Source organism: Actinoplanes sp. ATCC 53533 (genome assembly GCF_003947245.1).
In genome coordinates, this window is the sequence record NZ_QHHV01000010.1 from 1 (window position 1) to 12,311 (window position 12,311).

General features: G+C 73.9%; 11 protein-coding genes. 2 read left to right on the forward strand and 9 right to left on the reverse strand.

The features are described 5' to 3' along the window. A partial coding sequence (locus tag DMB66_RS03115; protein ID WP_233624263.1) for an AAA family ATPase occupies positions 1 to 402 on the reverse strand: 402 nt, incomplete at its 3' end. Between the two features lie 262 nt (positions 403 to 664). Here DMB66_RS03115 and DMB66_RS03120 point away from each other — a divergent pair. Continuing rightward, on the forward strand, positions 665 to 2,317 hold the full coding sequence (locus DMB66_RS03120; RefSeq protein WP_125802463.1) for an alpha/beta hydrolase: 1,653 nt from the start codon (positions 665 to 667) through the stop codon (positions 2,315 to 2,317). 157 nt (positions 2,318 to 2,474) lie between these two features. Here the strand turns inward: DMB66_RS03120 and DMB66_RS03125 are convergent, their stop codons facing one another. The 8 genes from DMB66_RS03125 to DMB66_RS03160 form a co-directional block, all read right to left on the reverse strand. Then, a complete protein-coding gene (locus tag DMB66_RS03125) occupies positions 2,475 to 3,842 on the reverse strand; it encodes a DUF4303 domain-containing protein (protein ID WP_158647130.1) in 1,368 nt (455 codons plus the stop codon). Between the two features lie 133 nt (positions 3,843 to 3,975). After that, on the reverse strand, positions 3,976 to 4,578 hold the full coding sequence (locus tag DMB66_RS03130) for a hypothetical protein (RefSeq protein WP_125802465.1): 603 nt from the start codon (positions 4,576 to 4,578) through the stop codon (positions 3,976 to 3,978). Positions 4,579 to 4,586: 8 nt separating this feature from the next. Continuing rightward, the gene (locus DMB66_RS03135) at positions 4,587 to 5,783 is read right to left on the reverse strand and encodes an ABC transporter permease (protein WP_125802466.1); all 1,197 of its coding nucleotides are present in this window, start codon (positions 5,781 to 5,783) and stop codon (positions 4,587 to 4,589) included. A 73-nt stretch (positions 5,784 to 5,856) separates the two neighbouring features. Continuing rightward, the gene (locus tag DMB66_RS03140) at positions 5,857 to 6,594 is read right to left on the reverse strand and encodes an ABC transporter ATP-binding protein (protein WP_125802467.1); all 738 of its coding nucleotides are present in this window, start codon (positions 6,592 to 6,594) and stop codon (positions 5,857 to 5,859) included. After that, positions 6,591 to 7,826, reverse strand: a complete 1,236-nt coding sequence (locus DMB66_RS03145; RefSeq protein WP_125802468.1) for an efflux RND transporter periplasmic adaptor subunit — start codon at positions 7,824 to 7,826, stop codon at positions 6,591 to 6,593. The genes DMB66_RS03140 and DMB66_RS03145 overlap by 4 nt, the downstream gene beginning before the upstream one ends. Positions 7,827 to 7,891: 65 nt before the next feature. Then, complete coding sequence (locus tag DMB66_RS03150; protein ID WP_125802469.1) at positions 7,892 to 9,415, reverse strand: HAMP domain-containing sensor histidine kinase; 1,524 nt, start codon at positions 9,413 to 9,415, stop codon at positions 7,892 to 7,894. A gap of 7 nt (positions 9,416 to 9,422) precedes the next feature. After that, entirely contained in the window at positions 9,423 to 10,178 is a 756-nt protein-coding gene (locus tag DMB66_RS03155) for a response regulator transcription factor (RefSeq protein ID WP_125802470.1), read from the reverse strand. Between the two features lie 64 nt (positions 10,179 to 10,242). Next, positions 10,243 to 11,520 (reverse strand): efflux RND transporter periplasmic adaptor subunit, encoded by a 1,278-nt coding sequence (locus DMB66_RS03160; protein ID WP_125802471.1) that lies wholly within the window; start codon positions 11,518 to 11,520, stop codon positions 10,243 to 10,245. Between the two features lie 167 nt (positions 11,521 to 11,687). Between DMB66_RS03160 and DMB66_RS03165 the strand changes: the two genes are divergently transcribed. Continuing rightward, entirely contained in the window at positions 11,688 to 12,281 is a 594-nt protein-coding gene (locus DMB66_RS03165; protein WP_125802472.1) for a hypothetical protein, read from the forward strand. Positions 12,282 to 12,311: the final 30 nt, after the last annotated feature.

Below are 12,311 nucleotides of genomic sequence, written 5' to 3' on the forward strand. Positions count from 1 at the left end.
ACGAGCAGCACGCACCGCTCGCGGGCGCAGTGGGCCAGCAGGCCGGGCAGGCACGAGCCGGCGGGCCAGGGCCGGGGTGCCGGCCCGCGGCGCGGTGCCCTGCCGCAGCCCGGCCAGGGCGGTGCGGTGGGTCGGCGGCAGGGCGGCCAGGGCGGCCGGCGGCAGCTGCGCCACCAGGTCGGCGATGCCCGCGTACGGCAGGCGGCGCTCGGCCGGGGCGGGCCGCAGCCGCACGACCAGCTCGCCCCGCCCGGCAGCAGTGGCCGCGACGGCGTCCAGCAGCGCGGTCTTGCCGATGCCCTCCGGGCCGTGCAGCGCCACCCCGCCGCCGGCGCCCAGCCGGGCCTCGACGGCAGCCAGCAGCGACGCCCGGCCGAACAGGGCGGGCGTGCCGGGCTGCACGCTGGTATCCAGGGCCGACTCCCCAGGTAGACCGGATCGAGCGCCCCCAGCCTAGGAACCCGGCCCGCAGGCATCAATAGTTGCGCATACGTCAGTTCTACCGGCCGGCACGGCCTGGGACCGGGTTCGCTCCTGAGTGGACCAGCCCCGCGCGCGATGGCACGGGAAGTCGGTGGCATTCATCGACGGTGACGACTACTCTCGGCCCTCGAAGTTCAGCGACAGGTAGTCAGTCACTCGACCCGCTGTCACGGGAGTGCTCATGACCAACCGGAAGCAATGGCGCAGCCGTGTCGCTCTGGCCACCGCCGTCACCCTGGCAACGACCGGGATTCTCGCCGGGTCTCCGGCCCGCGCCGCCGCCCCCTCCGCGGCCCCGCAGGTGGCGTGGTCGGCGTGCGAGGACGGCTTCGAGTGCGCCACCGTGCCGGCGCCCCTGGACTACGACCGGCCGCGCGGCGTCCAGATCGCCATCGCGCTCATCCGGCTGCCCGCCACCGATCCCGCGCGGCGCATCGGCTCGCTGCTGTTCAACCCGGGCGGGCCGGGCGGCTCCGGCGTCGAGTTCGCCCGCGCGGTCGCCCACGACCTGGCACCCGAGGTGCGGGCCCGCTTCGACATCGTCGGCTTCGACCCGCGCGGCATCAACCTCAGCACGCCGCTGCGCTGCTTCGACACCTTCGAGCAGGCGGTCGCGGTGCTGCCACCGTTCCCATACCCGGACAGCCCGGCCGAGGAACGGCAGCAGCGGGTCTCCGACGACGCGCTCGCCGCCGCGTGTGCCCGGCACGGCGGGGCCATCCGCGACCACATGTCCAGCGCCGACGCGGCCCGCGACATGGATCTGCTGCGCGACCGGCTCGGCGACGAGAAGCTGAGCTACGTCGGCTACTCCTACGGCTCCCTGCTCGGGCAGAACTACGCCAACCTGTTCCCGTCCCGGGTCCGGGCCCTGGTCATCGACGGTGTGGTCGACCCCGTCGCCTGGTCCACCGGGCACGGCCGCGACGCCCGCACCGTCCCGGTCGGCGGCCGGATCCGCAGCGCCGACGGCGCCCGCCGGACGCTGGGCGAGTTCTTCCGGTTGTGCGACGCGGCCGGCGCGGGCTGCGCCTTCTCCGGCGACGCGAGCCGGCGGTACGCGGCCCTGGCGAAGCGGCTGCGCGGGCACCCGGCCACCATCACCGACCCGTTCACCGGCGAGACCTCCACGTTCACCTACAACGACCTGATCGCCGTCACCCTGGGCGCCCTGTACGACGCGCACGTCTGGCCCGACCTGGCCTTCTTCCTCGACGACGTGCAGCGGCAGCTCTCGCCGGCCGTCCTCGGGCAGCGCCTGGCCACGATGCGCGCCAAGCTCGGCCTGGCGGCGCAGGAGGAATATCCGAACGCCGTGGAAGGCTCCCCCGGCGTCGCCTGCTCCGACACCGACAACCCGGGGTCCTTCGCGGCCTGGCAGCGGTCCGCGGACCGCGCCGAGCAGCGGTACGGCTACTTCGGCCGGATCTGGAACTGGGCCTGGAGCGTCTGCCGGTCGTGGCCGGCCAGTGCCGGGCAGGACCGGCACCTGGGCCCGTGGACGGCGCGCACCTCCGCGCCGGTGCTGGTCGTCGGCAACTACTTCGACCCGGCCACCGGCTATCACGGCGCCCAGGCGGCGGCCCGGCTGCTGCCGAGTTCCCGGCTGCTGACCTACGCGGGGTGGGGTCACGTCGCATACTTCATCGCCGGCAACGCCTGCGTGGACACCAACGTCAATCAGTACCTGCTGAACGGCCGGGTGCCGGCGGCGGGTACCGTGTGCCAGCCGCAGGGTTCACCGTTCGGGCCGGCGACGGCCGCGGCGCAGCGCACGACCGCGCTCAGCACCGTTGCCGTGCCGGCGGCCGTGCGCCGCTCCTTCGAACCGTGAGAACGACGAGACAGCCGGCGGTCAGGACGCCCGCTATCACCACACCCTCAGTGAAGCCACTGGTTGCCACCTACTGACGATCAACAGCGCTCAACCCAAGACATGAAGACTATTCGCGTTTTGCCGGGGTTTCTCCGCGACGGGCACCTGGCAGCACCTACCTGTTCGGCTGCGATGAGTTCGGCGCGGAGGCCATCGCGTCGCGCAGCCAGGCCGTGGCGGCCCGGCGCACCGTCGGGTCGAGGTCCTGGGTGGCCGAGCGCCCGGCGTCGAGGTGGGCCAGCGCCGGCCGGCCCCAGAACGAGAGTCCGACCACTGCCAGCCGCCGCACCAGCGCGTCCGGGTCGTCGACGGCGAGCCGGGCGAGTACGGGCAGCACTCGCCGGCCGACGGCGGTGCCGAGGCGCCGTTCTCCGAGGACGGTGACCGCGTGACGGCGTACGACCGGGTGCGGCGACTCGGTGCCGCGGACCGCTTCGTCGACCTCGCCGGCGTGGATCTCGCACATGCCGGCGCCGGGGGCCAGCTCTTCCTCCAGGCCCGCGGCGACGTCCGGGCGCTCCTCCAGGACCCGGACCAGCGGCGTGTAGTCCAACGGCGGTGGCGCCACCGTGTGGTCCCGGAAGCTGACGTACGGCGCGGCTGCCGCGGTCACGACGACATCGGTCGGCAGCGGGGCGGCGAGCACCACGTCGAGCCGGCCCAGCCGCGCCAGGGCCGCCGCCACCCACGACTGGTCCGAGCCGGCCGTGCGGCTCACCGCGGCGGTGAGTGCCGTGACCACGTCGCCGTCGGGGCGGCCGATGTCGGCGAGGATCTTCGCCGCCTGCCACGCCGCACCAGGCACGGCCAGCAGCGGTATGAGTGCCGGGATCGCCACCGGGCCGAGGTCGCGCAGCGCCCGCTCGGCCGGCTCGCGGGTGATCGGGCCGTCGCAGGTGTCCAGCAGCCCGACGAGGTGGGCGGCCTGCTCGGCTGGGGGGAGGGCGGCGAGCGCGGCCCAGGCCGCGGCCTGTTCGTCGAGCTCGGGGAAGTGACGGCGGACCTCCGCCGCGGGCAGGATGCGCGGGATCACCGTCTCGTGCAGTTCGTCGTCGATGACCACCACGACCAGGTCCCGGCGCAACTCGCGACGCGCCCGCCGGCACGCCGTCACCAACGCGGTGACAAAGCGCCGGAACGCCGCGTCCCACTGGGCCGGCGTGCCCCGGCAGGCATGGGCGGCGAGGTCGCGCTCCCACCGCCCACCGTCCTCGTCGGACAGCCAGTCGATGTCGCCGTGGTCCCAGTCGGCCGGACTCCACCGCAGGTCGTCGCGGTCCTCGGCCGGGGCGCGTTGAAGCGCCTCGACGGTGTTCGCTGCCAACAGCGGAAACCTGATCGGCCCGTCCGACTCCCGATACAGCAGCCACAGCGCGGCGGCGTAGCACCGCTCATCCGGATGCGCGGCGATCACCGACGAGACCGCCCGCACCAGCGCCGCGGTCAGGTCACGCTCCAGCCCCGCCCAGTCGAATCCCGCCACCGGACCACAGTAGCGACGCCGGCCCACACACCGACCGGTCGCCGGCGCGCTCCCCCGGCGGTGCGGAACCCTGCCCGGGCCCTCCGCCGCGGGTCTGCTCATGCCGCCACGACACCACGGTTCGCCGCCGGGGTCAGCCCTTGCTCTCGGTCACGGTCGTCGCGGTGACGGTGCCCTCGCTGTCCGCCGCGCCCTGGACGCTGACCGTGTCGCCGGCCTTCACGTCCTTGAGCTTGCCCTTGGTCGCGGACTGCACCGTCGTCTCGCCGCTGGTCCGCACAGTCACCACGGTGCCGTCCGAGGTCTCGACGTAGATGGTGGTGCCGTTGACCAGCTTCACCTTGCCGGTGGTCGGCCCGGCGGCGGCCGTCGCCGCCGCGCTCGGCGCGGCCCCGCCGCCGAACGCGCCACCGCCGGGAAAGCCGCCGGCCCGTGCGCCGGTCCCACCGGCGCCGCCGGTGCGGCCGGTCGCCGCGGTGGCGCTGGTGCCGTAGCTCTTCTGCACCTGCAGGCCGCCGAGGAAGCCGCCGAGCAGCAGCGCGGCCGCGGTCAGCACCAGCGTGCCGCGGTTCCACCAGCGGCGCGGGGCGGCCTTGGCCAGCTCGCTGGCCAGGCCGTCATCCCGGTCACCGGGAAGATCGCCGGGAGTGGCGCCGGCCGGGCCGCCGCGCGGGTCGCCGGGCAAGGCGGCCGGAACGGCGGGCAGGACGGCGGTGTCGTCGGAAGAAGGGGTCACAGCGGTCCTCACTCGTAGCGCAACGCGTCGATGGGGCGCAGCCGGGCGGCGCGGCTGGCGGGCAGGCCGCCGAAGAACAGCCCGATCGCGATGGACACGCCCAGGGCGAGCCCGACGGAACTGGGCACGATCACCGGTTTCACCCCGACGATCTCGAAGCTGCTGCCGATCAGCGCGGCGGCCACCCCGAGGGCGCCGCCCAGCACGCTCAACAGCGTGGCCTCGATCAGGAACTGGGTCAGGATCACCCGGCGGGGCGCGCCCAGGGCCTTGCGGATGCCGATCTCGCGGGTCCGCTCGGTGACGGTCACCAGCATGATGTTGGTGATGCCGATCCCGCCGACCAGCAGGCTGATCGCGGCGACCGCGCCGAGCAGGGTGGTGAACGTGTCGGCGGTCTCGGTCTGGGTGGCCAGCAGCTGCGAGGCGTTCTGGATCCGGTACGGCGCGGTGGCGCCGGCCGCCACCTCGAGGCGCTGGTTCAGGATCGTGGCCACCTGCGACTGCACCGCGTTCACCTGGCCGGGGCTCTTCGCCTCGACCAGGATCGAGTTGAGGGCGCCGTACCCGGTGAGCACCTGGCGCACCGCGGAGAGCGGGGCGATCGCGGTGTCGTTGCTGTCCTGGAAGCCCGTCGAGCTCTTCTGGGCCAGCACGCCGACCACCGTGAACAGCGCGCCGCCGACCGTCACCTGCTTGTCGATCGGGTCGGTGCCGGGGAACAGCTCGTCGACCACGGTCTGGCCCAGCACCACCACCCGGCGGCCCTGCGCCTCGTCGTCGGCGGTGAAGCCGGCCCCGGTGCCGACCGGGGTGTTGGACGAGGCGAACCAGCTCGGCGTGGTGCCGACGAACTGGTTGACGTCGTGGTCGGTGCCCTCGTAGGTGAGCGTGGCGGAGGCGCTGACCACCGGGGAGACCGAGGCGACGTCCGGCGCGAGCTGCGGGTCGACCAGCGCGTCGGAGATGGTCGTGGTCAGTGCCGTGCTGGTGGAGCCGCCCCGGCCGGTGCTCATCACGGTGATCGTGTTGGTGCCCAGCGCCTCGATCCGCTCGCTGATCGCCTGCGCCGAGCCGTTGCCGACCGCGACGAGCAGGATCACGGCGGCGACGCCGATCAGGATGCCGAGCATGGTCAGCGCCGAGCGCAGCTTGTTCGCCGACAACCCGCGCAGGGCGAAGCGGACGACCTCGTAGAAGCTCATGCCATCACCTCCGCTGGCGCTCCGGTGATGACATTCGTCGAGCGCGGAGTTGACGATTCGCTCGCAAGCTCGCTCATTGGCTGTGCCGTCCCTGCTGGGCGCCGACCGGGACCCGGTCCAGCGGCGACTGACGGACGTCGGTCACGATCCGGCCGTCCACGAGCCGGACCAGCCGCTTGGTGCGGTCGCCGACCTCGGGCTCGTGGGTGATCAGCACGATCGTCCGGCCGGCGGTGCTGAGCTGGTCGAAGACCTCCAGCACGTCGGCGGTGGAGCGGGTGTCCAGGTTGCCGGTGGGCTCGTCGGCCAGCAGCAGCGCCGGCTCGGTGACCAGCGCCCGGGCGACCGCGACGCGCTGTTGCTGGCCGCCGGAGAGCTGGTTGGGCTCGTGCCGGGCCCGGTCGGCGAGGCCGACGACGTCCAGCGCGGCCATCGCCCGTTCCCGCCGCTGCCGCGGCTTGACCCCGGCGTAGGCCAGCGGCAGCTCCACGTTGGCCACCGCCGAGGTGCGCGGGATCAGGTTGAACGCCTGGAAGATGAAGCCGATGAGCCGGTTGCGGGCCAGCGCCAGCTGCCGGTCGGCGAGCCGGCTCACGTCGACCCCGTCCAGGTGGTACGTCCCGGAGCTGGGCACGTCCAGCGCGCCCAGGATGTTCATCAGGGTGGACTTGCCGGAGCCGGACGAGCCCATGATGGCCACGTAGTCGCCGCGCTCGACGAGCATCGAGACGCCGCGCAGCGCGTGCACGGTGGCCTCACCCGTGCCGTAGACCTTGGTCAGCTCGCGGACCTCGAGCACCGGCCGGCTCACCGGGTGCCCCGGCCCGTACCGCCGCCGCCCTGGGGGCCGCCGCCCGGCGCCGCGCCGCCGCCGGTCAGACCGCCCTGCAGGCCGCCGCCGCCCGGGAAGCCGCCGGTGGTGCTGCCGGTGGTGGTGCTGGCCGTGGTGATCACGACCTGCTCCCCCGCGGTCAGCCCGGAGGTGATCTGGGTGGCCTGGTCGCCCTCGAGCCCGATCTCGACCGCGCGGACCTCCTGGACCCCGTTGGCCAGCACCGTCACGGTGTGCCGGTTGCCGACCGTGGTCAGCGCGGCCGCGTTGACGTAGATCGCGTCGGCGACCTCGCCGGTGACCACCGAGACCGACACGGTCTGCCCGGGCTTCGCGCCGGTCGGCACCTTGTCGAGGCTGAGCGTGACGCCGTAGGTGACCACGTTGTTGGCCGTGGTGGCCTGCGGGTCGACGGCGACCACCCGGGCGCTCTGCTCGGTGCCGCTGAGCGCGTTCCAGGTGACCGTGGCGGCCTGCTTCTCCTTGAGCTTGGTCGCGTCGGCCTCGGCGAACGCGGCGGTGACCTGGAGCTTGCCGAGGTCGGCGAGGTCGATGAAGCCGCTGCTGGACGAGCTGGAGGACGACGAGGAGCCGGTGGAGGACGACCCGCCGCCGCTGGCTGAGCCACCGCCGGACGACGAGGACGAGGAGGAGGAGGAACCGGACGACGAACTGCCGAGCGTGCCGTTGACCGCGACCACGGTGCCGGCCATCGGCGCCTTGAGCGTCGTCCCGGTCACCGCCGCCTCGGCCTCGGTCACGGCCAGCTCGGCCTGGGTGACCTCGTTCTCGGCCGACGACGTGTCGGAACCGGCGTCCTCGGCCCGGTCGACCGCGTCCTGCGCGGCGTCCAGGTCGGCCTCGGCGGCCGCGAGGGTCCGCTTGGCCTCGGCCGGATCGACCTTGGCGAGCACCTGGCCCTTGGCGACCTTGTCGCCGACCTTGACGGAGATGGAAGTGACGGTGCCACCGGTTTCGAAGCTGGCGCTGGCGGAGCTCGCGCTCTCCAGCGAGCCGTCGGCGGTGACAGAGGCGGTGACGGTGCCCTGCTGGACGCGTACAGACCGGACGGACGCGGTGGCCGCGTTTCCGGTGTCCGGACCGGACACAGTCTCGTAGGCCCAGAAGGCACCGGCGACGAGCGCCAGGACCAGGGCGGCGTTGACCGCCACCGAGGGACGGCGCAGGGAACCCAGACGGGGCGCAGGCATGACGGACACTGTGGCGACACCCGCTCGGAGGACCTTCGGGTTTAGCTGGGAGCCACCTCAGAACCTCAGGCGATGTCCCCGTCGGAACTGGGCAGCAGGACCCGGAAGGTGGCACCGCGCCCGCGCGGCGGGTCCAGCTCGACCCAGCCGCCGTGGCCGTGCACGATCGCCGCGACGATGGACAGGCCCAGGCCGGAGCCCCCGCCGCGACCCCGGCTGCGGCTGGAATCGGCCCGGTAGAGCCGTTCGAAGACCCGTGGGGCGTGCACGGCGGGCACGCCCGGGCCGTCGTCGCTGACCTCCAGAACCGCCAGCGGTACGCCGGTGACGACCGTCCCCGCGTGCACGGAGCCACGCGCCGGCCGGTGCCCCGAGACCCGGCCCACCCGGACGGTGACCTGGGCACCGACCGTGGTGTGCTGCAGCGCGTTGGCGACCAGGTTGGTGGCGACCTGGCGCAGCCCGTGCTCGTCGCCCAGCACGGTCGGCGGCACGAAGGTGTCCGAGTCGTCGTCGAGGGCGGCCAGGCGCACCGGGCGGTCCGGGACCCGGGCGTACGCGTCGCGGATGGTGTCGGCGGCGATCTCCAGCAGGTCCACCGGGCGGCGCACCGGCGCGCGCTGGAGGTCGAGCCGGGCCAGCATCAGCAGGTCCTCGACCAGCACGCCCATCCGGCCGGCCTCGCCCTCGATCCGGCTCATCGTCTCGTCCAGCTGCGGCCCGGGCGGGGCGCCGCCACGCCGGTAGAGCTCGGCGAAGCCCCGGATCGACGTCAGCGGCGTGCGCAGCTCGTGCGAGGCGTCCGCGACGAACTGCCGCAGCCGCTGCTCGGAGGCCGTACGGGCGGAGACCTCCGCCTCGATGCGGGACAGCATCAGGTTGAGCGCCCCGCCGAGCCGGCCCGGCTCGGTGTGCGGGTCGGTGTCGGCCACCCGGCCGGACAGGTTCCCGGCGGAGATGTCGGTGGCGAGGCGCTCCATCTCGGTCAGCGGCCGCAGCCCGAGCCGCACCACGAACGCCGCGCCGAAGCCGAGCAGCACCAGGATCAGCAGGGTGACCCCGGCGTCGATGAGCAGCAGCCGGTCGCCGGTCTCCTCGATCTCGACCAGCGACGAGCCGATCACCACCGCCCCGACGCCGTCGGGTGCCGCCACTGCGAGCAGCCGCCAGTCCGCGCTGCCGTCGGCGGCGGCCACGGTGTAGGGCCGCCCCGGGCCCGCGCGGGCCAGCACGTCGGCCAGCGGCGCCACGGCCGGCCGCTCCGCGTCGGCGGTCGAGCTGCGGCCCGGATCGAGCGTGCCGGCCGCGGTGTAGACGTAGACCACCTGGTCGGGGCCGATGCGCAACTGGCTCTTGCGCTGCGCTCCCGGCGGGGACATGGTCAGCCGCTGCCCGTTGGCGAACGGGCGGGACATGCCGGTGAGCTGCTCGTCGATCCGGTCCAGCAGGTAGCCGCGGATCAGCACCACCCCGGCGAGGTTCGCGACGATCAGCGCGATCGCGGCCAGCCCGCCGACGACCAGCACGAGCCGGGCCCGCAGCGTCCAGTGGCGCCACCGCCGCGGGCGCCAGCGGACCCGCACCCTCATGGCCTGGTCACTCCTCGCCGCCGCGGGGCAGGCGCAGCGCGTAGCCGACGCCGCGGACGGTGTGGATCAGCGGCGGGTCGGTCTTGTCGATCTTGCGGCGCAGGTAGTACACGTAGGACTCGACGATGCGCCCGTCGCCGCCGAAGTCGTACTTCCACACCCGGTCCAGGATCTGCGCCTTGCTGACCACCCGGCCCGCGTTGAGCAGCAGGTACTTCAGCAGGTTGAACTCGGTCGGCGACAGGTCGACGAGCCGGCCCGCCCGGCGCACCTCGTGCGCGCTCTCGTCGAGCTCCAGGTCGGCGTAGCGCAGCACCCCGGAGTCGCCGGGCGCCTCCAGCTCGGGCTGGCTGCGCCGCAGGATCGCCCGGATCCGCAGCACCACCTCTTCGAGACTGAACGGCTTGGTGACGTAGTCGTCGGCGCCGGCGGTGAGCCCGGCGACCCGGTCCTCGACCGCGTCCCGGGCGGTCAGGAACAGCACCGGCGTGGCCCGGCCGGAGGCGCGCAGCCGGCGGGCCACGTCGAAACCGTCCAGGTCCGGCAGCATCACGTCCAGCACCACCAGGTCCGGCTCGAAGTCCTCGATCGCGACCAGCGCGCCGTGCCCCGACTCGGCGACCCGGACGTCGAACGCGACCAGCCGCAGCGTGGCGGAGAGCAGCGCGGAGATGTTGGGCTCGTCGTCGACCACCAGGACCCGGGTTTGCCGGGCGGCCGGAGGGTCACTGAGGGCGACGGAACCGCGGTTATCAGGATGCACCGCAAAGAGATATCAGCGGTACCTTTGAATTCCGTATGAATCCGCTTTGAGCGACCTGGACGGCTCACCAGGACCGGACCACGGCGGCGCCCTCGACGAGCCCCGAGGTGATCTCCGTGTACTGGTCGCCGCGCAGCCCCACCCCGACCTTGAGCTGGGCGCCGGCGCGCAGCACCGTCCCGGTGTCGCCGGCGATGTCGTGCACCGCGGTGCTCGGCACCCGCAGCACGTCGGCGGCCGAGCCGGTGGTGACCCGCACGGCGGCGGTCTGCCCGACCAGCAGGTCCTCCGGCGCGTCGGTGAACGACAGCAACACACCGTAACGGACCATCGTGCCGTCGCTCGTGCCGACCGGGTCGACCTGCACGACGGTGGCGCCGAACTCCTTGCCCGCCCGGTCGGCCAGGGTCGCCTTGGCGGTCTGCTTGACGGCGAGCCGGTCCGCGTCCGCCTCGGGGAAGTTCGCGCTGATCTGCATGTCGTAGACGTCGGCCAGGGTGAGGAAGGCGGTGCCGCTGCTCACCTGGCTGCCGACCTTGCCGGCGACCGCGAGGATCCGCCCGGCGATCGGCGCGGTGATGGTGGTGCCCTCCAGCTGGTCCTCGGCGCTCTGCAGGGCCGCCTCGGCCTGGTTCACCCGCTGCTGGGCGCTGAGCACGGCGTCGCCCCCGCCGCCGGAGTTCTGGCCACCGCTGCCCTGGGCGCCGCTCTGGGCGCAGGTCGTCGCGGCGCCGCCACCCGTACGGGCCGGTGCGGTGGTCCGGGCGGGTGCGGTGGTCCGGGCCGGCGCGGTGGTGGGTGCCGTGGTCCGGGTCGGCGCGGTGGTCGCGGCCGGTGCCGACGTGGTCGTGGCGGTCGGCGTCGGCGTGCTCGTCGGCGTGGCCGACGGAACGGTGTAGCCGGCCGGCACCACCCCGCAGGAGGTCGAGGACGTGGAGTCCGCGGCGCTCTCCTTGGCGTCGGCCAGCGTGTCCTGCGCGTCGGCGAGCGTGTCCTGCGCGGAGTCGACGGCCTCGGCCGCGTCGGCGTCGTCGATCGACGCGAGCACCTGCCCCGCCGTCACCACCGTGCCCGCGCGGACCTTGACCTCGGTCACCGTGCCGCCGACGGCGAACGAGAGGCTGCGGGTCTGCGCCGGCTCCACCGTGCCGGTCGTCGCGACCTCGGTCGTTACCGCGCCGCGGTCCACCGTCACGGTGCTCGCGGCGGCGGGCTGTTCGTCAGCGCCGGCGGTCAGTGCGCGTGCCGCGCCCGCGGCGAGCAGCAGGATCACGACGATCCCGGCTGCCAGCCACACCCACCGCCGGTTCACTCCGCGCCAGGCGGTCAGGCCGTTACCCATGGTCGGGAAGTGTTGCCGAGCGTCCTCGCCGCCGGCTCGGTCCCACCTCGGAGTTGCCTCGGAGATACGCAGCGCTCTCATAGCTGATTCCGAGTTTTGTCGGAGGTTGTGGCTAGGTCAGCGGGCTTGTCTGGACCGTCGTGTCCACCTGATTGAGGAGCGAGACCGTGCCGCAGCTCAGAAACACCTCCCCCCGACGCATCGCCGGGCTGGTCGCCGCGTCCGCGGCGCTGCTGTTCTCCGTGGCCGCGTGCGGCGGAGAGTCCGAGACTCCGGCCACCGGAAGTGACAACCAGAACGGCGGCGGGGGGAACAACGCCTTCGCCGCGTACACCGAATGTCTGGCGAAGAACGGCGTCACGATCACGATGCCGTCCGGCGGGGCCCGGGTCCGGCCCTCGGGTGCACCGGGCGGCGGCCCGTCCGGCCAGCCGCGGCCCTCGGGCAGCGCCCGGCCCGGCGGCGGCATGCCCGGCGGCGGTGGCATGCCCGGCGGTGGCGGCTTCGGCAAGCCCGAGGGCGTGGACGACGCCACGTGGCAGAAGGCCCAGACGGCTTGCGCCTCGGTCATGCCGAGCGGGCGGCCGGGCGGCGGCCGGGGCAACGGCAACGGGATGAGCCCGGCCTACCGCAACTGCCTGCAGGACAACGGGGTCACCCTGGGCCAGGGCGCGCCGGCTTCCGACGACCCGGCGATGCAGAAGGCGGCCGAGGCCTGCAAGGCCCTGGCGCCGACCGCGAGCGCAGCCCCGGCCTCCTGATCGGCGGCCTCCCGATCGGCCGGATCGGCG

Bases quoted from the DNA above. Each gene is read 5' to 3' on its own strand.
- DMB66_RS03120 (WP_125802463.1), top strand. From the start codon at position 665: ATGACCAACCGGAAGCAATGGCGCAGCCGTGTCGCTCTGGCCACCGCC.
- DMB66_RS03135 (WP_125802466.1), bottom strand. From the start codon at position 5,783: ATGAGCTTCTACGAGGTCGTCCGCTTCGCCCTGCGCGGGTTGTCGGCG.
- DMB66_RS03145 (WP_125802468.1), bottom strand. From the start codon at position 7,826: ATGCCTGCGCCCCGTCTGGGTTCCCTGCGCCGTCCCTCGGTGGCGGTC.
- DMB66_RS03150 (WP_125802469.1), bottom strand. From the start codon at position 9,415: ATGAGGGTGCGGGTCCGCTGGCGCCCGCGGCGGTGGCGCCACTGGACG.
- DMB66_RS03160 (WP_125802471.1), bottom strand. From the start codon at position 11,520: ATGGGTAACGGCCTGACCGCCTGGCGCGGAGTGAACCGGCGGTGGGTG.